15 protein-coding genes are annotated in these 22,115 nt (G+C 45.4%); 6 read left to right on the forward strand and 9 right to left on the reverse strand.

All coding sequences use genetic code 11. The features are described from left to right. The first annotated feature begins 90 nt into the window (after positions 1-90). Positions 91-6,885 carry an ESPR-type extended signal peptide-containing protein gene (locus AC5JPY_RS00825; RefSeq protein ID WP_493851767.1) on the forward strand — a complete coding sequence of 2,265 codons (6,795 nt, stop codon included), beginning with the start codon at positions 91-93 and terminating at the stop codon, positions 6,883-6,885. A 270-nt stretch (positions 6,886-7,155) separates the two neighbouring features. Beyond that, positions 7,156-8,328, forward strand: coding sequence for a TonB family protein (locus AC5JPY_RS00830; RefSeq protein WP_493851768.1), 1,173 nt, complete (start codon positions 7,156-7,158; stop codon positions 8,326-8,328). Here AC5JPY_RS00830 and AC5JPY_RS00835 read toward each other — a convergent pair. The 5 genes from AC5JPY_RS00835 to maiA all read right to left on the reverse strand — a co-directional run bounded on the left by AC5JPY_RS00835 (position 8,325) and on the right by maiA (position 13,487). Next, on the reverse strand, positions 8,325-9,470 hold the full coding sequence (locus tag AC5JPY_RS00835) for a HupE/UreJ family protein (RefSeq protein ID WP_493851769.1): 1,146 nt from the start codon (positions 9,468-9,470) through the stop codon (positions 8,325-8,327). The two genes, AC5JPY_RS00830 and AC5JPY_RS00835, sit on opposite strands and share 4 nt — an antisense overlap. Next, on the reverse strand, positions 9,467-10,771 hold the full coding sequence (locus tag AC5JPY_RS00840; RefSeq protein WP_493851770.1) for a tetratricopeptide repeat protein: 1,305 nt from the start codon (positions 10,769-10,771) through the stop codon (positions 9,467-9,469). The genes AC5JPY_RS00835 and AC5JPY_RS00840 overlap by 4 nt, the downstream gene beginning before the upstream one ends. A 78-nt stretch (positions 10,772-10,849) precedes the next feature. Further along, positions 10,850-11,119, reverse strand: coding sequence for a hypothetical protein (locus tag AC5JPY_RS00845; protein WP_493851771.1), 270 nt, complete (start codon positions 11,117-11,119; stop codon positions 10,850-10,852). Positions 11,120-11,146: 27 nt separating this feature from the next. Further along, on the reverse strand, positions 11,147-12,679 hold the full coding sequence (locus AC5JPY_RS00850; protein WP_493851772.1) for a DUF4331 domain-containing protein: 1,533 nt from the start codon (positions 12,677-12,679) through the stop codon (positions 11,147-11,149). Between the two features lie 163 nt (positions 12,680-12,842). Beyond that, positions 12,843-13,487, reverse strand: coding sequence for a maleylacetoacetate isomerase (maiA, locus tag AC5JPY_RS00855; protein ID WP_493852710.1), 645 nt, complete (start codon positions 13,485-13,487; stop codon positions 12,843-12,845). A gap of 203 nt (positions 13,488-13,690) precedes the next feature. Here maiA and AC5JPY_RS00860 point away from each other — a divergent pair, with 203 nt between their 5' ends. Beyond that, positions 13,691-14,548, forward strand: coding sequence for an IclR family transcriptional regulator (locus AC5JPY_RS00860; protein ID WP_493851773.1), 858 nt, complete (start codon positions 13,691-13,693; stop codon positions 14,546-14,548). 42 nt (positions 14,549-14,590) lie between these two features. On the opposite strand, the gene AC5JPY_RS00865 is transcribed toward AC5JPY_RS00860, so the two are convergent. The 4 genes from AC5JPY_RS00865 to AC5JPY_RS00880 form a co-directional block, all read right to left on the reverse strand. Further along, positions 14,591-15,166, reverse strand: a complete 576-nt coding sequence (locus AC5JPY_RS00865) for a VOC family protein (RefSeq protein WP_493851774.1) — start codon at positions 15,164-15,166, stop codon at positions 14,591-14,593. A gap of 172 nt (positions 15,167-15,338) precedes the next feature. Further along, positions 15,339-16,628 carry a fumarylacetoacetase gene (gene fahA, locus AC5JPY_RS00870; protein WP_493851775.1) on the reverse strand — a complete coding sequence of 430 codons (1,290 nt, stop codon included), beginning with the start codon at positions 16,626-16,628 and terminating at the stop codon, positions 15,339-15,341. A gap of 295 nt (positions 16,629-16,923) precedes the next feature. Continuing rightward, entirely contained in the window at positions 16,924-18,120 is a 1,197-nt protein-coding gene (locus AC5JPY_RS00875; protein WP_493851776.1) for an amino acid aminotransferase, read from the reverse strand. A 169-nt stretch (positions 18,121-18,289) separates the two neighbouring features. Beyond that, positions 18,290-19,237 carry a LysR family transcriptional regulator gene (locus AC5JPY_RS00880; protein ID WP_493851777.1) on the reverse strand — a complete coding sequence of 316 codons (948 nt, stop codon included), beginning with the start codon at positions 19,235-19,237 and terminating at the stop codon, positions 18,290-18,292. Positions 19,238-19,418: 181 nt separating this feature from the next. On the opposite strand from AC5JPY_RS00880, the gene hppD reads away from it, so the two are divergent. The 3 genes from hppD (at position 19,419) to AC5JPY_RS00895 (ending at position 22,092) form a co-directional block, all read left to right on the forward strand. Next, a complete protein-coding gene (gene hppD, locus AC5JPY_RS00885; RefSeq protein WP_493851778.1) occupies positions 19,419-20,534 on the forward strand; it encodes a 4-hydroxyphenylpyruvate dioxygenase in 1,116 nt (371 codons plus the stop codon). 149 nt (positions 20,535-20,683) lie between these two features. Next, entirely contained in the window at positions 20,684-21,613 is a 930-nt protein-coding gene (phhA, locus tag AC5JPY_RS00890) for a phenylalanine 4-monooxygenase (protein WP_493851779.1), read from the forward strand. Between the two features lie 137 nt (positions 21,614-21,750). Then, complete coding sequence (locus tag AC5JPY_RS00895) at positions 21,751-22,092, forward strand: 4a-hydroxytetrahydrobiopterin dehydratase (RefSeq protein ID WP_443524006.1); 342 nt, start codon at positions 21,751-21,753, stop codon at positions 22,090-22,092. Positions 22,093-22,115 lie beyond the last annotated feature (23 nt).

Below are 22,115 nucleotides of genomic sequence, written 5' to 3' on the forward strand. Positions count from 1 at the left end.
CTCGTCTTATTTTGTCATATCGACTCTCTTGCAAGATGGATTTTATCTCTGATTTTTTAAATCTGACAAATCTGTAAGGGAGTACATATCATGAACCGCATCTATAAAGTCATCTGGAATGAAGCCCTAAATTGCTTTACCGCAGTCGGTGAGTATGCAAAAGGGCATGGCAAATCTTCCAAATCTAGTGTCAGTGCTAACACAACCATCAGCACGACATCTCGTTCATCTACTATCAATACACTACGCCTGAGTGCCATAGCACTTGGGCTCATAACGGCTGGATTCGGCATGCAGGCAAGCGCTGTAGGCACAGAAAATCACCATAATGGTAACTATAGTCACAGTCATGGTAGTCATGGTGTCCATAGCCACACCGCTGGTAACAACAGCCATAACAATTCAGGTCAAGGCAACCCCGGAAGTTCAATAGCACTAAAATTTGAAGGCGATAATGCTACAACTATTACACGCAGTAATGGTGAGACGCTCAATATTTTGGGCGGTGCAACAGGAGCGCTAACGAATGGCAACATCGGGGTCTTTGGTATAGGTGATACTTTGACCGTTAAACTAGCAGAAGATTTGACGGGTTTGGAAAGTACTACCTTTAACAGCGGTATTGTTATTTCATCCACTGGTATCAATGCTGGTAATAAGAAAATAACCAATGTAGATAATGGGCTGGTTAGTGCTAGTAGTAAAGAGGCGGTCAATGGCTCACAACTGCATAGTTTAACCAATACCGTCGCCGCTCACAAAACCAAGTACTATAGTGTCAATTCAACTGCCTCTGGCAATGCCAATAACGATGGCGCAACCGGACCCAATGCTATGGCAATGGGTGGTAATGCTAGTGCTACTGGCGGGCAAGCTATTGCTATTGGTAGCGGTCAAAGCGGTCAGAACACCGTAGCGAGTGGACAACAGTCTATCGCCATCGGTGCAAACGTCGTGTCAACAGGGCATTCTTCTATCGCCATTGGCGGCGATGATCTAGATGATGCCTCAAAAGCCAATATCGATGGGACCTCAGTATCCACAATCAATGGCGGCGATGTCAATACTACTTTCTTCTCCTATACAGGACGTGATTTGGTTGAGACGCCGCGCTATAAGGTAAACACCGAGTCAGGTGGTGCCGCCTCTATAGCTATTGGGGCAAAGTCGTTATCTGAAGGTGCACTATCTACCGCTGTTGGCGTACAGTCCTCTTCATCTGGTGTTGCGTCTTCTGCCTTTGGTATCGGCGCCTCAGCAAGCGAAAAAGGAGCAGTCGCACTAGGTGCAGGTTCAGTGGCTAATGTTGCAGGCGGTGTGGTAGGTTACATCCCAACAGGCGTAAGTACAGCAGATACGATGGCAATCAAAAACACTAAAAGTAATGCAAATTCTGGTGCAGTCTCGATCGGTAGTGCCAACGGCACTCGTCAGATTGTAAATGTTGCAGCAGGTAGTCAAGACAGTGATGCAGTGAACGTATCTCAGCTAAAAGCGTTAGATGCTGTCGTTGCTGACATTGATTTTCCTATCCGCTCTAGCAATGCACAGCCATACACCACATCAGTAACAGGTACTGATGCTCTGGCCGTTGGCTCTAATGCCAATGCAGACGGTAGTAGCTCAACCGTTATTGGAGAAAATGCGTTTGGAAAAGGAAATGCGACCGTCATTGGTGAAGGTGCACGATCTTCATTCAATGGCTTCGCGGGTGGTCAAGATGCAAAAGCAGGTGTTAATTCAGTTGCGATAGGTCAACGAGCCACAAATGGAAATGCAAGTCGTGCAGTTGCAATAGGCTATGAAGCAAAAGCAACTGCCCAAGACACCGTTGCACTTGGTCTTGGTGCGCAAGCTCAGGCTGTAGGCGGCGTTGCACTAGGTAAAGGTTCTAGTGCCAATGCTCTAAACAGCGTGTCTTTAGGTCAAAACTCTATTGCTGCAGTACAAAGTGGTGCTTCATTTTTAACCAACGTTGCTGCTGATGCCAATAACGGCACAGTCTCAGTGGGCGCTGTTGGAAGCGAACGTCGTATCATCAATGTGGCAGGTGGCTCAGCAGACACTGATGCAGTGAATGTATCTCAGTTAAAAGCGGTTGCAGACATTGCAAATGAAGGCTGGGACATTAGCGCACAAGGTAACAGTACTACCGCAAGTACGGTAGAACCTGGCGACGCAGTGGACTTCAATAGTAAGAATAGCAACATCACTGTCTCCAAAACCGCAAACAGTAATGGTGTCTCGTTCGAGCTTAATAACAACCTAGACCTAGGCAATAACGGTAGCGTGGAAATGGGATCAAATGTTCCCTTTGGATTTGGTAGCACTACGACACTTGATCGCTCTGGTCTGACAACAGGCAACTCGTACTTTAGTACAACGGTAGATGGCTTAGGGGTCAAAACAGGTAGTGTACTAGCTAGTACGACAGTCAATGGTGCAGGAGTATTTGTAAATGGTCCATTGGGTATTCCTAGTACTGCTTTAACTGGGAATGGCTTAACCATTATCGGTGGCCCAAGCGTAACAAGGTCTGGTGGTATCAACGCCGGAAATAAAAAGATTGTAAATGTTGACGATGGTGAGAGTCCAAATGACGCCGTCAATGTCAGCCAGCTCAACAGCTCATCTGCTGCTGCTAGAACCAAAGTGGTCAAAGGCACTAATGTGGCCAGTGTGGACTTTTCAACTGACAGTAATACAGGCCAAGACGTTTACACCGTCAATGCTAATGGTACCAAAGTATCAGAAGGATCGTCAGCAGTAAAAGTAAGCAATACTACTGATGGCAATAACTTGACTGACTACGCCGTTGACTTAAGCGATGACAGTAAAGCCAGTTTGGGTAAAGCGGATAGCGCGTTACAAACTGTCGTCACCCAAATCGATGGTAACGAGGTTAAAACCCTGAACCAAGCGGACAATACTGCCAACTTCTTAGCCGGTAAGAACATCGTTCTCACCGATAAGAATGGTGATATCGAAGTTGCAACAGCCGCTGTAGTTGACTTCACTAGCGTCACTACAGGAGACACCTTACTCAATACAGGTGGTGTGAGCTTCTTAGGTGGCAGCAGCGTCAGACTGAGCAGTACCGGTCTTAATAATGGTGGTAACAGAATCACTGAGGTGGGTGATGCTATTGAGTTAGATGACGCAGTCAACCTCAGTCAGCTAAACAGTGTCACAGAAACAGCCAGTAGAGGCTGGGACATTAGTGCACAAGGTAACAGTACTACCGCAAGTACGGTAGAGCCTGGCGACTCAGTAGACTTCAATAGTAAGAATAGCAACATCACTGTATCTAAAACCGCAAACAGCAATGATGTCTCGTTCGAGCTTAATGACAATCTTGATCTAGGCAACAACGGTAGCGTTAGTACAGGTAATATCTTTGGTGGTACTCAAGTTAATCGCTTGGGTATGGTCACAGGTGGCCTAGCTATGGGCGGGGTGACAACGGTTAGCGGGCTTGGCGTGAAAGTAATAGGTACAAATCCACTATCTAAGGCAACGTTGACCAGTGATGGTCTAAGTATGTTCAATGGCCCGAGTATCACGAAAAGTGGCGGTGTCGATGCGGCTCACAAAAAAGTTGTGAATGTGGATAATGGTGATGTCACGGCGACGAGTAAAGATGCTATTAATGGCAGCCAGCTGTTTGATACAAACAAAGAAGTTGCTAAAGGCATCAAATTCAACGTTGATGGTATAGAAAGAACTTATGCCCTTGGTCAGACAATTGGGGTGACAACTGACGACAACATTGACGTGACAGCGACTGCAGACGGTGCCAAATTTGGCTTAGCCAACGTTATCAATATCGGTATGGCTAATCCTGTGCAAATCGACGGTATAGCAGGGACTATCTCAGGTTTGACCAACACAACTTTTGATCCAAACACTGCTTACACTGGTGGTCAGGCGGCTACCCAAGAGCAATTGAATGATCTGAACGACGGTATCAATACTGCGGTCAAAAAAGGTCTGAACTTCGACGGTGATACGGGTATGCCCGTTAACCGTCAACTCGGTGAAAAGCTAACGATAAAAGGTGGTGCAACCACGGCATTATCGGACAATAATATTGGCGTAAATGCTGATGGTAGTGATACCCTAAATATCAAACTAGCTAAAGACTTAACCGGCCTTACCAGCGTAACCACAGGAGATACCTCACTCAATACAGGTGGTGTGAGCTTCTTGGGTGGTAGCACCGTCAGGCTCAGCAATACCGGTCTGGATAATGGTGGCAATCAAATCACCAACGTCGCAAGCGGAGTAGGTGATGAGTTCAATGCCGCAAACATCGGTGATGTGAATCGTGCATCGAGCGCTGCTAGAACCAAAGTGGTGAAAGGCACCAATGTCGCCAGTGTGGACTTTTCAACTGACAGCAATACAGGTCAAGATGTCTACACCGTCAATGCTAATGGCGTCAGCGCTTCAGCTGGATCTGCTGCAGTCACCGTCACAGCGGGTGAAACAGACGAGATGACCAACATCACTGATTATGCCGTTGACTTGAGCGATGACAGTAAAGCCAGTTTGGGTAAAGCGGATAGTGCGCTACAAACGGTGGTCACCCAAATCGATGGTGACGAGGTCAAAACCCTGAACCAAGCGGACAATACTGCTAACTTCCTCACAGGCGACAACATCGTTCTGAGTGCCGAGGATGGTGGTATTAGAGTCGCTACAAAAGATGACGTCACCTTCACTAGTGTCAGTTTCACTGACAGTACAGTTCGTTTGAGTAATGAAGGACTGGGTAATGGCGGTAACAGAATCACTGAGGTAGCCGATGGTGATGAAGATACGGACGCTGTCAATGTTAGACAGTTAAATGCAACCAACAGTACAGTTGACTTGGGACTGAACTTCACAGGAGATGACACCGAAGTCACTGTCAATCGTAAATTAGGACAAACCTTAACGATTAAGGGAGGTGCAACAGCGCTAACTGATAATAACATCGGTGTGGTCGCTGATGAAGATGGTAACCTAAACGTTAAGTTGGCTGAAGATGTGAGACTTGGTCGAAACGGCAGTGTGAGAATGGAAAGCACTGTACTTAACAATGCAGGTGTGACCATCACTGATGGTCCTAACGAAACCATTACCTTAAGCAACGAGGGTCTTGATAACGGTAATAATAGAATCATTAAAGTTGATAAGGGGATTGCACCAACTGATGCCGTAAACTTTGCACAGCTCACTATGACCAATGATGAAATCGCCAAAGGTATCAGGATTGGTGATGGCAATAGTGATAACGATCAGCAGTTTGCATTAGGCGATACGATCAATGTCACAGGTGATAGCAATATAACCACTACTGCTTCTGCGACTGGTGTTGCAGTCCAGCTCAACAACCAGTTAGATCTTGGTAATGATGGTAGTGTGCAAATAGGCAATAGCATCATGAATAACGCAGGCTTTACTTTCATTGATAGTGGTCTGGGCAGAACGGTCACACTCAGCAGTCGTGGTCTGGACAATGGCGGCAACCCTATCAGCAATGTTGGTAGAGGAGAGCTAAACTCTGATGCTGTAAACGTTGGGCAATTGAGAGAAGTGACCATTGCCTTGGATCGAGGTTGGGATATCACCGCTCAAGGTGATATTGCGACTCAGGTAAGACAAGGAGATGCAATCGACCTAAATAGTAGAGATGGTAATATCAAAGTATCTAGAACGTTAGTCAATGATACGGCCACCTTGGATGCTAGCACAGGTTTACGTGCAGCAGCTGTACCTGGCAATCCTAATGACATCAGTTTTGATCTAAATCCAGATATTACCTTGGACAGTGTCACTACTGGTGATACCACCATCAGTGATAATGGACTGACCATAACTGATGGTCCAAGCATCACGAAAAGTGGTATTGATGCTGCTAATAACAAAGTCACCAATGTTCAAAATGGTGAGGTTTCAGCGACCAGTCAGGATGCGATCAACGGTAGCCAGCTCTACACCCAAGGAGTTGGTATCAGTAGCATCATTGGCGGCGGTACTGTCTACAATGCTGAGAGTGGCACCTTCACTAATAGCGATATCGGTGGAACAGGTCAGAGCAATATAGACGGTGCCATTGCTTCTATTAGACAAGGGACGATTGAGATCAACGAAAGTGTGCAAGTGAATACCACAAGTATAGCTACTAACTCGACCAGTATTGCCACCAATACGACGAATATTGCTAATAACACCAGCAATATCACAACCAATACTACCAACATTGAGACCAACACAGATAGACTCGATGCAGGACTTAGCTTTGGTGCAGACAGTGGCGATGACATCAATAAATCAATCGGAGACAGCAGTGTCCTAAGCTTCACAGGTGGCAGTAACATCACCACCACAGCAGAGGGCAGTAGCATTAAGTTTGATCTGAATGGTAATATCAGCGTTGATAGTGTCACAGCTGGGACGACAGTTATTAATAGTAATGGTATCAGTATGCAAGATGGACCGAGTATGACAGCCCAAGGTCTATATGCTGGCAATCAGCGCATGACTGGAGTCGCTGATGGTGTCGAGGCAACAGATGCCGTCAACTATAGTCAGCTGAGTGCGCTCGATAGTAGACTAGGTCGCAATATGAGCGATCTTGGCTATAAGATCGATGAAGTAGAAGATGATGCCAATGCAGGTATATCGGCTGCGATGGCCATGTCTTCACTACCTCAAGCCTATATCTCAGGTAAGTCACTGATCGGCGGCGGTATCGGTACGTACAATGGAGAAAGTGCCGTAGCGATTGGTTTCTCTAAGCTATCTAACGATGGTCGCTGGGTTATCAAAGTGAACGGAACAGCAGATACCCAAGGCAACGTAGGCGGCGCAGTGGGTGCAGGTTTCCATTTTGACTAAAAGGTTTCGGATTATGATGCTTAGTAACCTATAAAAAGCAAGATATTAGATATCTTGCTTTTTTTGTGGCTGATGGATAGGTGTTTAAACCAACGATGGCATAACGATTCTGCTATTAGCTGTTATTGGTTGTTATATTGGTGTTTCTTGCTCAGTCTGCTACGTCTTGTCAGCTGAGTTTATTGAAAATGCAAGAGAATGGGCAGTAGATCTCGCACGCTTTTTTATTTATCAAATCATCAAACAAATCCATATACAGGGTTGTTTTTAATGCGTATTCTATTAGCTATGATGATACCAAACCCATTTGCCCGTCCTATCACTGCTTGGATCACTGTGTTCGTTATTTTACTGCACGGGGTTACGGTGTGGGCAATGGTATCTATGGACAGTCCACCACCGCTGACAGACACTAGCAGCGCCAATGCTATAGAGGTGGAGTTTATTACACTGTCTTCACAGCCCAAAAAACCGCCACAGCCCAAAGAGTCAATCAGTACGGACATGCAACCTAAAACAGCGACGACAAAGCCTGCACAGCCTAATGCGCCTACTATGCAGTCGCCTTCAATAGAGCGACAACCTATTGAAACCATATCAACAGAAGCGCTAGCGCCTACTCAGCCATTGTCAGTTGCAAAAACACCCGAAACCTCTGAGACTGAAACTTTAGAGGTTGAGTCCTCTATGCCTAAATCCTCGACACCTGAACCTTTCATACATCATATACAGCAACAGCAACAGCAACAAAACAAAAATATACTGTCATCAGAAGAATCAGCCAAAAAAAATATGCCGCCTGATACATCATCATCGGTAGCAAACCTCACGATAGTAGAGTCCAAAAAAGTAGCGAAGACCTCTAAGCAAGCAAACCAAGCAGAAGCCGAAGAAGAGGATTATCTGTCCTATATGATTCGTGCTGTGACAGAGAAATACAATAGGGAACAAGCCGTACAGAAGCAGGCAGCAGCCAAACGAGCCAATAGAAAACGCAACGAACAGGCGCAGTGGCAAGAACAAGCAGCTAACGAAACGGTCAGAAAAATGCTAGCGCTGGCTGCTGCTCAAGCTGAAGAACAAACTATGGATCGATCGGCATCAGACAATGATGCTAGTCAGGCAATTGACGAGACTGTTTTTTTGGCAGAGTATGGCAGCTGGATTGAGGGACAGGAACCTATTACTAGTATTCCATCGCTAGTATGGCGTAGTGTCGATAGGGAGTTGGGTGACGTCTTTATTGTAATGCTTGAGCTACACGTCGACACAGCGGGCAGTATTACCGAAGTGCAGTTACTTGAATCGTCGGGCAGTCCTATCATCGATGCCATAGCAACGACCCAAGTAAGAGCAGGGCAACTCAATCCAATACAACAAAATGACGTAGCAGTCGATGCTATCGTACCGATGTCATTGGTCTATGAGCGAGCGAAGCGCTAAAAGGCCCGCTCAAAAAACCACCATAGCGCCACCAAAATACCAATCAATGATCCTATATAAAACACACCCCATTTATAGAACTGCGTGTGACGTAGTAATAGTGCTATCGGAAAGACCACAGCGATAAATACTAGCTGTCCCAATTCGATACCAATATTGAAGCTCAATAGCGCCAATACGCGTGCGCTTGTGGCAAGTGGTAAATCGACCAGTACATTGGCAAAACCAAAACCGTGAATGAGTCCAAAAAAGAAAGCCAAATAAACAGCTCGAACGCGTAGCATCGGTACCAAATTATTTAGCGCAGCAAACGCAATAGACAGCGCGATGACAGACTCAATAAAGCGCGCAGGAATACTAACGATTTGTAATGCTGCTAAGCTCAATGTGATGGAGTGGGCAAGCGTAAAAGATGTGGCGATCCAAAAAACTTCGATTAACGCCGCTTTTGGGTTGGAGACAGCTACCAACTGTTTTTGTTGACGTATGTATACGGCAGGAATGAGGAGTATGAACAAAAACAGCAAATGGTCCAAACCGATTAGCAAATGGTGTATGCCACTTTTTAGGAAGTTTGTTACTATTGCCATCCAACCAGAATCTGCTTCTGTGCCCAATGGGCTTTGTCCGACCGTCAGTACTTGCAAGGGTGTGTCAGTGTTCGCTTGTGTCAATATTAAGCGATGATTGGCATCAATACCTGCCAATATCTGATAATCAAGACTATCGATTGGCTGATCACAGTTCAATGAAAAACGAGTATATAAGTAATTAAAACCGCCACGAGTGTTGACAGCTAATGGTGCAAAACGTGCTACTTGACATGCTTGCGCTGCGTGAGCCAATGTTACTTTAGAGGTTATAAGCTGCTCTATGAGCGGCGTCTGTGACGTCACTTCTGCCCAGCTCACTTGATTATCAGAGTTTGCATCGATATCTATTAATAATGCCAAATCGCGTAGTGATAGCTCATAGGTAGCATCGTATATAATATCAGTCGTGCTGTCAGCATCCTCAAGTGCGAGATTTAGGTAGGCGGTACTAGACTCATGCGCTTGTGCTAGGGTGCAGGTCAGCATGAGCAGTAATACAGTCAAATAGCGGTACGTATGATGCCAAATAAGTCTACAAAGAATGGTCATAAAGTCTCATCCTTAGGCTCAACTGGTATCCATGTATACGCTTTGGTACTCACTTGGTTACTGTGAACTTGGTTGCCGTGAACGTGGTCATTGTGAACAGAAGCGTTTGCCGCTTGTAGGCTTGATTGTCGTTCACTTGCAGCTTGGCAATGTAGACAATCGCTTATGTTGCCCTCACGTAGAGCACGCTCTAATGCAGGATATTCAAACTGCGTATCGGCCATAAACTCGCGTATCAGTTCGATATCTTTTTGGCTGTCAGCTTTTATCGCTGCGGTAGCGTACAGTACGATGTCTGCCGTTTCGCGCTGCTGTTGCCAATTTTCTTTTGCCAGTTGTAGGGCTGAGTCCACTTGATTGGCAAGTAGCGCATAGGTGGCCTGTTCGCGCATATGGGCATCTTCTTGACGTATTTGCCAGACGTTAATGCGCTCTTTCATTAATGCTAAATTTTGCTTGGCTTTTGGGTCATTGAGCGCCATTTGAGCAGTAATCAGACGTAGTAGCAGGGCATCTTTTTCGGTATGCGTCTTTAGCAGCTCACGGACTTTTTTGTATTCACCAATACTGAGTAGCCAATCAGCGCGCGCCATAAGTGCAGGTACGGTCTGATCATCTATCGCATCAAATACTTGAGTGGCAAGCACTGTATCGTGGCTACGTAATGCAGCGTCAGCTTGAATCAGATACACCCAGCGCGCTGTCGAAGCGTCCAGACCAGGTGCAATAGTGGCTAGACCATTGAGCGTTGTTTTTGCAGTGTCAAGCTCTCCTGTCATGGTTTGTATCTGAGCGGCACATGCCAGCTCATAGACACGCAGGTCAGGATCGTCAAGTTTTTTACAGTAGCGCATCGCTTCTGTAAATTGCCCTTGTACAAGCAGTAATGAAGAAAGCGTCAGCAGAGCATCTGGATGAGCGGGTTCTTGATTTAGTATTTGCTGCAACGTCTGTTTTGCTTCAGCGAATTTGTGATCCGATTGGAATGCTCGCGCCTGTAGCATCAAAGCATCTATACTGTTGTCTGTACTCTGGTCTAATTGCGCACGTGCTTGCCCGAGTGCCCTTGGGTCACCTTGTAAATAAGCACGCTCGAGCAATTGACTGGTCTGATTAAGGTTGCTTTCTTGTTTGTCAGAGGCAAAGTCAGCTGAGCTTAGGTAGCGAGGTGGCGGCGAGTTTTCTGGTAGAGTGGCGAGAATTTGTTGATCGTCCGTGGGAATAAATGGGGCAGCATAAACCGCTTGGCTACCGACAAATACTAAAAACAGTAATTTGACAAGTGTCTTAATCCAATGCATAGAAATTACCTTGGCTCAATATATAAAGAAACACCTAATCAGTAGGCTGATTAGGTGCTGGAACAATCTCATATCACACTATAGTGAAGCGTTGGCGTCTGTGACAGCAACAGGCTCAGCCAAATTGGCTTCAGGAAGAATAATTCTATCGATATCCTGAGGCTCATCAGTGTCTGGACGGTTACTAGCGTCAATCACATCAGAGGTTCTTTTAGCAGCCAGCTCAGCTTTTGCCTGGTCTACTGCAACGTCACTTTTCCCTATATTTGATGAACTATCGTTATCATTGAAACAACCAGCAAGCGCAGCTGATCCAGTGATCAATACGGCTAACATTACATAGCGCATAGTATTTCTCCTTGGTTGAATTTCAGCTTATTGGTCATCTGTGGTAGAGCTTCGGGCACCTGGGGTTGGGGTTTTCAGATATGGAAAGACTGAATCAAACCCTTTAGCAGTTTTGAGTGCGCCATCTGTGAACAGACCTTTGCCAGCTTTGGCATCAGTAGGGGCGCAGGGAATAACCTTGGCATCTAAACCAGAATGGCAGAGTGCGCCCATCGATACTCGCAAGGCAATATCAGTGACATCATCACCAGGGCGTCGACCGTTCGGGAATCCGGCAGTATCTGCACCAGCATTGGGGAGACCATCGGTTTGAGCATCAATAATACTGAGTAAGCCTAAGTCATTTTGATTGTCAGCCGCCACAGCTGCGATATTGGTATTCAAGCGTAGCATATCTGCAGGTACTTGATTGTCATTAGCAGGCTTGTTGACAGTAGGTATACCCGTCAAAAATGCCGTGACTAAATCCTGACGTGGGAAGTTCGTTGGCGCTACTGCACCGACATCGCCATACAAAATTTCAATCAATTTTGGCAGCGTTGGATAAAATACATAAGGGGCAAAATTATCTACATCATCTTTTGGCTCTGAGGCATTAAACTTGTCTTTGTCTTTTAGACCAATGACCACTTCGTTGACGAGCGGCATACCCAATCTGGAAACTTGCGTCCAGGCGCCGCCTTTTTTGGCAGTTGTGCTAATACCAGATTCAGGAGATGGATTGACTAGGGTCGCTTGACGGACACTAGCCGTCGTCCAAGCGCCAATCACAGGGTCGTTACCGGTGCTATTGACGAGACAAGATTTGGGTACTTCCATCGCAATAGAGGTGACGTTTTTGTCCGCCAGTATGTTTGTTCCGGAAGTACGCGTGTCTAACGGGTTTAGATTTACTAAGTCAAATACTTTACCTAAATCAATAGCAAAACCTTCAGCGCGCTGACCGACGAATACTTTACCTGTACCACAGCTACCTAGGTTTAATGGTTTAATAAAACTTCGCGCGTATGTAGGGTAGTCTATCTCTTTAAAAGACTTAGTACCGATATAATCGAATGGTTTATCAAAATTGCCTAGTGAGGTGCGCGAGCCACTACGGCGATCGCCTTTGACCATCGTGACATTATAACTTTCACTGGTTTGTACATTGGCAGAGTTTGAAGCATCACCCGCATTAGATAAAGGAATAGCGACATTTGCTGTTGATGGATCGTTATCCGTATCAAGTTCAATACTGTTTAGGTTTTGCGTGAAATCAAACTGAAAGGTAATGTCTTCGACCGCATCGCCGTTATTGTCGATATGAATTTCATAAAGGGCATCTGGATCTAGAGCAAAGTAGTTGGGCCCGCCATACGCATCTTGTAGAGGCAGGTAGTTGGCAATAATCGTCACGTAGTCCGATCGATTATTCTCATAGCTATTGAACATATAAAAGTCAGACGCGTCGACTTTTGGGGTCTTGGTGATGGAAGGGGCTTCGCGGTGACTGGAGGCAAAGGCGCTTGCACTCATACATAATGTCATCGCGGCTATTAGCGCTTTGGTAGTATATTTCATACGGATCCTTGTAGAAAAGCTTTAAGTGATGGGGCAGTTGATATTGAGTCTCACTTGCAATTACCAGTTAACGAAATAATGTCCTTATTAAGTTGGTTTTAACTATACACTTGTTTGCTGTATTGTGTCTACGATTTTATCCGTTTTAACTTTTTGATATCTCTTAATTTTTTGGTGCGTCAGGTTGCATCATAGGAGCGGCATCCATAAAGGCTTGTATGGTTTGGCAATGCGTATCAATAGCCACAATGTTGGGATACGCAGTGAGGTCTACCTTAAAACGTCGGGCAGAGGAAACCTGTGGAATCAAATAGCAGTCTGCGAGAGTCGGTCTATCACCGTAGCAGTAGTTTCCGCGATTTTTATCTGCTGCTAAGCGTGTCTCTAAAGCGGTAAATCCTTCAGTAATCCAGCGATTACACCACGCAATCACCTTTTCCTCATCTACTGATAACTCATTACGTAAATACTGTAAAATGCGGCGGTTATTGATCGGATGAATATCGCAGCCAATCATCGCACTAAGCGCCCGCACGTGCATACGCCCAGTAGTGTCATTAGGCAATAACGCGTGCTCAGGATAGACGTCCTCTAACCACTCCAAGATAGCTGGACTTTGGTATAATAGTAAGTCATCAGCTTGCAGGACAGGCACCAATCCTTGAGGGTTAATAGCTTTAAAGGCTGCTTCTAATTGCTCATCTTGAGCTAGATTGATGGCGATATTCTCGTAATCCAAACCCTTTAGATTCAGGGCGATACGAGTACGATAAGCGGTGCCACTACGAAAATAGCCATAAAGTGTCATCATGATTTATGTCCTTATTGTGATAGGTTATTGGTATATCAAATGAGTGCGTGACGAGTATGTACTGTAAAAAATGACTACTATAGAATGGTCATACAAAAACTCTATGTAGATGAAACTTATCTCTCATTGTTGGTTGGCTAAGTAGTCCATCAGCAAACAACCATCACGCATATAATCAAATAAACATAATTGAGCCCATCATGCCAGCAGCCAAAAACGCTTTAGATAACCTAGGCATCAGTAAAAACCAGAGCGGGGTGCAGTCGCTTGAGATTGGGCTATCGATACTTGATGTGCTCATTGATCACAATGAGCCTATGATGCTAAAAGACATCGCTGAAACCATGAACATGCATCCAGCAAAATCGCATCGTTACTTGGTCAGTCTCATCCGCAAAAACTACGCGTGTAAGCTTGAGGATGGGCGTTATGGGCTCGGTGATAGAGTGCAGGCATTGGCTGCATTGGGATACACTGGACTGAGCCAAAACAATATCTTGGCACGTCTCACACAGGTCGCCAATGAAATCAAAGACACCCTAAACTGCGGTGTACAAATTGCTAAATGGTTTAGCGAAGGCCCAATTATTATTCAGTCCGTTGAGCCTGATAGTCCCATTAGTATCATTACGCGTATCGGCTCACGGATGCCCTTGACGACATCAGCCACAGGGCAACTGTTTGCCAGCTATCAACCTCAGAGTGTGATCCAGCCGCTGGTCATGGCTGAATGGCAAGCGGATGAAAACTCAGCCGATAGCCTAGAGAAATGGCAGCGCTTTACCCATCTACAAACCAAGATACGTACTCAGGGCTATGCGACCGTTACGGGTGATATGCTCATGGGTATTAACGCCATTACCATTCCTGTGATCCTGCCGACGATTGCCAGTCATACTAAGAGTCAGTCCGCGACTGAGAGTAAGATGCCTAGTGACAACCTACCTATAGAGTATGCCATTACTATTATCGGTACCACAGAGCAGTTGCCGATAAGCACGCAAAGCAATGTGGTTGAGCAGATATTGACAATTGCACAGCGCTATCAAATTGCGTAGCCACTATACTAAAGTGCTTTGAGAACACTACAGTATAGCGTGCTACTCACCAACGGGTGCAACGTCGCGTGCTTCGGCCAGCTCATCACTGTGTAAAAACTGCGTATGTGCTGGCGCGCGTTTAGTACGTGACCACTCATCTAACATGTCTTGTTTGATGGCATCTGTAATCATCGAGACCTTATCTTCTGAGGTCGGATCATCATAGGTCAGCTCTAAACGATGGCCATTTGGGTCAAAGAAATAGATGGAGTGAAAGATACCGTGATTGGTTACGCCAATGACGTCAATACCTGCAGCCTCGAGATGTTCTTTGGCAACCATTAGCTCATCACGGTCTTTTACCTTTAGCGCTAGGTGCTGTACCCAGTCTGGAGTATTGGGATCAAAGCCCATTTCTGGTTGGTTAGGTACTTCAAAAAACGCCAATACGTTGCCATTACCAGCATTCAAAAAGACATGCATATAAGGGTCAAAGGCTTTGGTTGACGGCACATGATCTTCTGCGAATGCCAAGATGAAATCCATGTTGAGGTTTTTTTGGTACCACTCGACCGTTTCTTTGGCATCTTTGCAGCGATAAGCCACATGATGGATTTTCTCAATTTGAAAGCTCATATCAAACTCCTTTTGATAGGGCGTGTCACTCATTTGGCTTGATTCACATAACTATGATTAAGTGAATGCGCTTCTCTTCCTATCAGCCTACATGAGCTTTTACACGCCTTTTTACTATTTCTATATCAGTGTCATTCGATGAATACTCTTCTCAGTTACTATTCATCAACTGCTATTTGTTAAAGTCAAAGTTAAGCGCAGGCAGCACGGTGCCGCGTACTTCACCAAACCCAACACGAATGCCGTCTTTTTCGCTATAGCCCTTCATAATGACTGTGTCACCATCTTCGATGAAGCTACGGGTTGCCCCACCTTCAAGTGTGACGGGCTTGGTAGCATTCCATGCAATCTCTAGCATCGAGCCATAAGAATCAGGCGTTGGCCCTGAAATAGTGCCTGAACCCATCATATCGCCGACTTCTACTTTGCAGCCCGTTATAGTGTGGTGCGTCAACTGCTGTGCCATTGACCAGTACATATATTTGAAATTGGTCTCGCAAATGACCGTAGCCGTTTTTACATTTTCAGGCAGTAGCTCAACGGATAGAGTGATATCAAAACTGCTATCGCTGTCTTTTTCGTTTAGATAAGCAAGTGGCTTAGGTTCTTGGACTGGGCACGCGGTACTAAACGGCGCCAATGCCTCCATAGTGACAATCCAAGGGGAGACTTGGGAGGCAAACGTTTTGGCATTGAATGGTCCTAGCGGTACATATTCCCACTTTTGAATATCTCGAGCAGACCAGTCATTGAGTAGTACCATGCCAAAGATATGACTAGCTGCCTCATCGACAGCGATTGGTTGACCGATACGATTGCCTTTGCCCACGATAAACGCCGTTTCTAACTCAAAATCTAAGCGCTTACAGGCAGAAAAAACAGGACGCTCATCAGGGTTTGGCTTTAACTGACCTGATGGACGCACGATATCCATGCCGCTAACGATGACAGTACTGGCGCGCCCGTTGTAACCGACTGGCATTTCGGTCCAGTTGGGGAGTAGGGCATTGTTTGGGTCGCGAAACATAGTACCGACATTGGTGGCGTGCTCTTTAGACGAATAAAAGTCAGTAAATCCTGGTACTTGAACGGGCAGATGCATGGTGACGTCTGCTTGCTTGAGCAGCACCTTTTTTTGCAATTCGGCATCGTCACGCAAGGTGGCATTGTCGCTAGACAGTAGCGTTTGAATAGTCGTGCGTGCGTGCGCCCAATTGTCTGGGCCAGAGTCAATAAAGGCGTTTAAGGTAGGTTGGTCAAAGTAAGGGCCGCCTTGTAAACTCAATAACCCTTCTGTCTCTAGTACGGACAAATCAAGCACATGCTCACCAATGGCAACGCCTGCACGACGAGTGCTATCTTGAGTGTCGCTAAAGATGCCATAAGGTAGATTGTGAATAGAAAAGTCAGAGTCAGCAGCTATATCTATAAAAGAGGTGAGGTTGTTGTCAATCGTTGACATGATTTGCTCCTTGCTAAAAATATAGTGAATTACGTTATAGTTAATTACTTACGTATAATGTAATTTATTGATATATTGATTGCAAGCTTTTTGTGGATTGTGCTTTATGACTCATCCTACGAGGGGCTGTCATTACGCTATTGTAAAAATAGCCTAAGTAAAACGAGTGTTATTTTTAGCATTAACTCTGCTTGGTTGATCAAACACTTCGATTAGAAGGGCAAAAGGTAAGCACAAAAAAGCCGAGCAATTGCTCGGCTTTTTTATTATTTATTACGATAGCTTTCTGATAACGCTAGCCTTTTAGGACGTCTGCCATTGCGTTGGCGACATAGTCGATGTTGCTGGTATTTAGGCCAGCCACACACATACGCGAGTTAGATACCATATAAATACCAAACTCGCTTTGCAAGCGCTCGACCTGCTCAGGCGTCAGACCAGTAAAGCTAAACATACCGTTTTGACGAGTGATGTAGTCAAAGTTACGGTTAGGAATTTTTGCTTCTAAGACTGATTTTAGTTTTAGACGCATGGCTTTGATACGATCGCGCATGGCATAGACTTCGCTCACCCATTGCTCATGTAAGGCTTCATCGTTCATGACGATATCGACCACACGACCACCATGTGATGGCGGGCTCGAATAGATACGACGTACCATCGCATTTAGCTGACCAAATACGCGCTCGGTTTCATCTACGGTGAGACAGACGACTGACAGACCGCCAACACGCTCGCCATATAGCGACAAATTCTTAGAGAACGAGTTGCTGACAAAAAGTGGCAGCTTCATTTCAACGGCTTTACGAATAGCGTAAGCATCGCTGTCCATATCTTCGCCAAACCCTTGGTAAGCGATATCCATGAATGGAATCAATTCACGCGCTTTGATGACATTAAGTACCGTATCCCATTGTGCTTGGGTTAAATCCAAGCCCGTTGGGTTGTGGCAGCAAGGGTGCAGCAAGACGACATCGTTTTTGTTCATTGTTTCAAAAAACGCAATCATTTCATCAAATTTGATGCTGCTATTGGCTTTGTCGTAGTAGGGGTATTTGCCTACTTCAACGTCAGAACCTTCAAAAATAGCGATATGGTTGCCCCACGTAGGATCGCTCACATAGCATTTAGATTGCGGGAACCATTGATTGATAAATTCGGCACCTACTTTTAGAGCGCCAGAACCGCCGATAGTGGCAATCGTTGCGACCAGACCGTCTTTTAAAATTTGGGCGTCTTTACCGAACAATAATTCCTGACAGCCTTTGCGGTGTCCAGGCAAACCCGCCATTGGTAAGTAGGGACGAGGAGAGACAGGATCAGCAATACGCGCTTCGGCTGTTTTTACACAGTCGAGCACAGGTAGTACGCCATTCTCATCATAATAGATGCCAATACCTAAGTTGACCTTGTTAGGATTGCTATCTGCTGAGTATTTTTCCATCAGACCCAAAATTGGATCACCAGCGTAATAATCGATACGTTCAAACATGCCATTTCCTTATAAGAATATAAACCAAGCAGCCGAAAATCATAGAGCAAATTGCCGATGAACTCAACACGAGAGTGCGCTATCTTTGATAATTAACCAAATAAATCACCAAATATCTTTTTTGCGCATCTGTCCATCTATCTAGCAGAAGCGTTTGAGTCGTGATTTATCACTTAATCGCCAGTGTGTCAGACTGATGCAAGTCGTTGTAGTGGGTGGCAAAGTACGTTTGCAAAAACTGCTTAAAGGCAACCGTAGCCGGAGACAAAGCCCGAGAAGCTCGTTGATAGATAAAGAATTGCCGCATCTTGACAGGCTGCGTGAGTGGTCGCATTTGTAGACCATTAGCGCTGACCCAATCAATAACCTCAGGCATATAGGGGAGGCATAAGGTAATGCCAAACCCTTGGCGGGTCATCTCAAGCGCGGTGGACATAAAGTTCACCTTGTATCTAGCTTGTTGAACGTGAGCGGAGATAGAATCATCGAGCTCTGCGGTCACTTGCTCAAGAAACGGACCTTGTAGGGTGATGAGTGGAATATCTAATAAATCCTGCCAAGTGATTTCATTTTGCTCGGCCAATACATGACTATCTGGCATGACCACACAAAAGGGTAGCTGATACAACAAGTCAGCGCCAATATCGTCTTCTACCTCAAAGACACCCAGCTCAGTCCCCACGCCCAAATCAACCTCAATATCTTGAACATGCTTGAGCAAATTTTCTGCTGAACAATCCAATAATGACACGCTGATATTGGGATGCTGTTTGGCAAACTGAGCGATGACCGCCGGCAGGGAGGACGCGGCAAACTGTGATACTGCCAAGCGTACCTGACCTTGTGCCAAGCTGGTCAAGCTGCTCGCTTCGTTTTCGAACAACTGCATCTCATTTAAGATACGCCGCGCTTGTGGCAGTAGGTGCCGTCCCACTGCCGACAGAGACAGCTGGCGGGTAGTGCGATCAAACAGCACGATACCAAGACCAGACTCAAGCTCTTTGATCAGTCCACTGACAGCAGACTGGGTCAGATACATCTGCTCGCTGGCACGAGTGAAACTGCCATTGTCAGCGACTTTGATAAAGGCGTTTAATTGGCGAATGCTAATATTCATAAGTAAACCTGATAAATAAATCATAAAAAACAATTAGTCTTATAAATAAAGCTAATCTAATATAAATACAACGTCAACAATAAAGATTCATTACGAACCGTTTTAGCGACTTTCATTATTGATTGACTATTTACTACTCATTAATCGACTTTACTACTAATTGACATTAAGGATGATTGCAATGGCAGATTTATTTGACAACCCAATGGGACTAAATGGGTTTGATTTCGTCGAGTTTGCATCCCCGCAGCCTTATGCGGTCGATGCATTGTTTAAGCAGCTTGGCTTTTCTCATGTGGCCAATCACAGATCAAAAGACGTTGCGTTATATCGTCAAGGGGACATCAACCTTATCCTAAACCGTGAGCCAAAAAGCCAAGCCAGTTACTTCGTTGAAGAGCACGGCGCAGGCGCTTGCAGCATGGGATTTCGGGTAAAAGACGCCAAAAAAGCCTATGAGCGTGCTATTGAGATGGGCGCGCAGCCCGTAGACGTGCCAACAGGCGTAATGGAGCTCAGGCTACCAGCGATTAAGGGTATTGGCGGCTCATTAATCTATTTGATTGACCGTTATGAAGAGGGGGCGTCTATCTATGATGTTGACTTTGAGTTTTTTGCAGATGTGGACAGAAATCCCGTCGGACATGGTTTTAAAGTCATCGATCATCTGACACATAATGTCTACCGTGGACGCATGGCGTACTGGGCAAAATTCTATGAGCGTATCTTTAATTTCCGTGAGATTCGCTATTTTGATATTAAGGGTGAGTATACAGGACTGGCCAGTAAAGCCATGACCGCGCCAGATGGAAAAATCCGTATTCCACTCAATGAAGAAGCCAAGCAGGGCGGTGGACAGATCGAAGAGTACTTGATGCATTTCAATGGTGAAGGCATTCAGCACATTGCGCTGGCTAGTGATGACTTGTTTGCCAGTATCGATAAGCTAAAAGCCGCTGGTATTCCGCTTATGACTGCACCTACTGCCTCTTATTATGAAATGCTTAGTGAGCGCTTGCCAAACCACGGTGAAAACGTCGCGGATCTACAAACGCGCGGTATCTTGCTAGACGGCACGACAGAGGGCGGCGCACCGCGTCTACTGCTACAGATTTTCTCCGAAACTATCTTGGGTAGCCCAGTGTTCTTTGAATTTATCCAGCGTAAAGGTGACTATGCAGATGGGTTCGGTGAAGGTAATTTCAAAGCGTTGTTTGAATCGATAGAGCGTGACCAAGTGCGTCGTGGCACGGTCGGTCAGCAAGAGACCAATCAATCAGAAACAGAAACGCCGTAGGCCACGCTACATCTAGAAAAAATTTAAAAAACAAACGGACAAGGCAAAAGGAGTTTGGCTTGTCCGATATAAGCACTCTTCAATAAGTACATTACTGACAAGTGTAAGTATAAAGGTAATGTACTCACTGCGATAAAAGGAACACAGGCATGGAACGCCTCTCACAGATAGATTCTCCTAATACAGCCATCGGTGTCAATAGTTCTGTGGCCAATCAGCAGGGCGGTGATACGTCTGCTCATCATAACGCGACCGATAAAAAGCAGCCCTATATCTCACATCAGCCAGATGCCAACGGTCATATTCATTATAGTGATAATGAAAATTCAATGTGGCAAGCGTTGCTTACGCGTCAAGCTGAGCAAATCCCCAACCGCGCATGTAATGCGTATCTAGAGGGTTTGACCAAATTGAATCTATCGGCGACTCGTATCCCGCAACTGCAAGACATCGATGAGGTATTGCAAGCGACCACAGGTTGGCAAACCGCAGCGGTGCCTGCATTGATTAGCTTTGGTAAGTTTTTTAAACTGCTCGCCAATAAATCTTTTCCTGTGGCGACGTTTATTCGCAGGCCCTGCGATATGGACTATATCGAAGAGCCAGATATTTTTCATGAAATTGTTGGCCATTGTCCGCTATTGACCCATCCAGCATTTGCGACGTTTAACGAAACCTATGGTAAGTTGGGTCTGAGTGCGACCAAGGAAGAAAGATGGTTTTTAGCACGGCTCTATTGGTTTACTATCGAGTTTGGGTTGGTCGGTAGTCAGCTTGAGGACCGTAGAATCTATGGCGGCGGTATCTTAAGCTCACCTTCTGAAACAATCTATGCGCTTGATCAGACGGTACAAGATACATCCAAACAGCAGCCTAGCCCCCAACCTGAGCACCGTGCATTTGATTTGCTTGATGTATTGCGTACGCCTTATCGTATCGATCAAATACAGCCGATTTACTATGTGATTGACGAATTAGACATGCTATTTGATATCGTCGATAGTGACATCATGGGGACGGTCAAGCAGGCGATGTCACTTGGGTTGTTTCAGCCGACTTATCCAGAAAAAACTCGTTAAAATTCAAATATAAACATAAACATCAATGCAGTCATTTCAGTACGGAGTATTGAAGTAGCGCTAAAGCTATTTCAATATGGATATACGAGTATTAGAGAAACAGCTATTAAAAACAAACAACTTAAAAGGATTTTATTATGACAGCACTATCGCAAAGCAGCTGCGAAGCCTGCCGCATTGGCGCACCGAAAGTCGACGATGCTGAGGCACGTGAGCTATTAACACAAATTCCTGATTGGTCATTGATTGAGATAGATGGCATCCAGCAATTGCAGCGTCAGTACAAATTTAAAAATTTCGTCGCAGCGATGGCATTTGCCAATCAACTGGCAGATATCGCTGAAGCAGAAGGGCATCATCCGGGCATACTGGTAGAGTGGGGCAAAGCGACCGTCACATGGTGGTCACATAGCATCAAAGGGTTGCATCGTAATGACTTCGTCATGGCGGCTAAGACCGATAAACTACTTGATAAGTAACGCATAAGCCATTCGGTTATTCG

It is taken from the genome of Psychrobacter sp. H27, from assembly GCF_059072655.1.

What these genes read in the sequence shown, in the direction of transcription:
- AC5JPY_RS00825 (WP_493851767.1), top strand. Translation starts at nt 91, where the DNA reads ATGAACCGCATCTATAAAGTCATCTGGAATGAAGCCCTAAATTGCTTT.
- AC5JPY_RS00830 (WP_493851768.1), top strand. Translation starts at nt 7,156, where the DNA reads ATGCGTATTCTATTAGCTATGATGATACCAAACCCATTTGCCCGTCCT.
- AC5JPY_RS00835 (WP_493851769.1), bottom strand. Translation starts at nt 9,470, where the DNA reads ATGACCATTCTTTGTAGACTTATTTGGCATCATACGTACCGCTATTTG.
- AC5JPY_RS00840 (WP_493851770.1), bottom strand. Translation starts at nt 10,771, where the DNA reads ATGCATTGGATTAAGACACTTGTCAAATTACTGTTTTTAGTATTTGTC.
- AC5JPY_RS00845 (WP_493851771.1), bottom strand. Translation starts at nt 11,119, where the DNA reads ATGCGCTATGTAATGTTAGCCGTATTGATCACTGGATCAGCTGCGCTT.
- AC5JPY_RS00850 (WP_493851772.1), bottom strand. Translation starts at nt 12,679, where the DNA reads ATGAAATATACTACCAAAGCGCTAATAGCCGCGATGACATTATGTATG.
- maiA (WP_493852710.1), bottom strand. Translation starts at nt 13,487, where the DNA reads ATGACACTTTATGGCTATTTTCGTAGTGGCACCGCTTATCGTACTCGT.
- AC5JPY_RS00860 (WP_493851773.1), top strand. Translation starts at nt 13,691, where the DNA reads ATGCCAGCAGCCAAAAACGCTTTAGATAACCTAGGCATCAGTAAAAAC.
- AC5JPY_RS00865 (WP_493851774.1), bottom strand. Translation starts at nt 15,166, where the DNA reads ATGAGCTTTCAAATTGAGAAAATCCATCATGTGGCTTATCGCTGCAAA.
- fahA (WP_493851775.1), bottom strand. Translation starts at nt 16,628, where the DNA reads ATGTCAACGATTGACAACAACCTCACCTCTTTTATAGATATAGCTGCT.
- AC5JPY_RS00875 (WP_493851776.1), bottom strand. Translation starts at nt 18,120, where the DNA reads ATGTTTGAACGTATCGATTATTACGCTGGTGATCCAATTTTGGGTCTG.
- AC5JPY_RS00880 (WP_493851777.1), bottom strand. Translation starts at nt 19,237, where the DNA reads ATGAATATTAGCATTCGCCAATTAAACGCCTTTATCAAAGTCGCTGAC.
- hppD (WP_493851778.1), top strand. Translation starts at nt 19,419, where the DNA reads ATGGCAGATTTATTTGACAACCCAATGGGACTAAATGGGTTTGATTTC.
- phhA (WP_493851779.1), top strand. Translation starts at nt 20,684, where the DNA reads ATGGAACGCCTCTCACAGATAGATTCTCCTAATACAGCCATCGGTGTC.
- AC5JPY_RS00895 (WP_443524006.1), top strand. Translation starts at nt 21,751, where the DNA reads ATGACAGCACTATCGCAAAGCAGCTGCGAAGCCTGCCGCATTGGCGCA.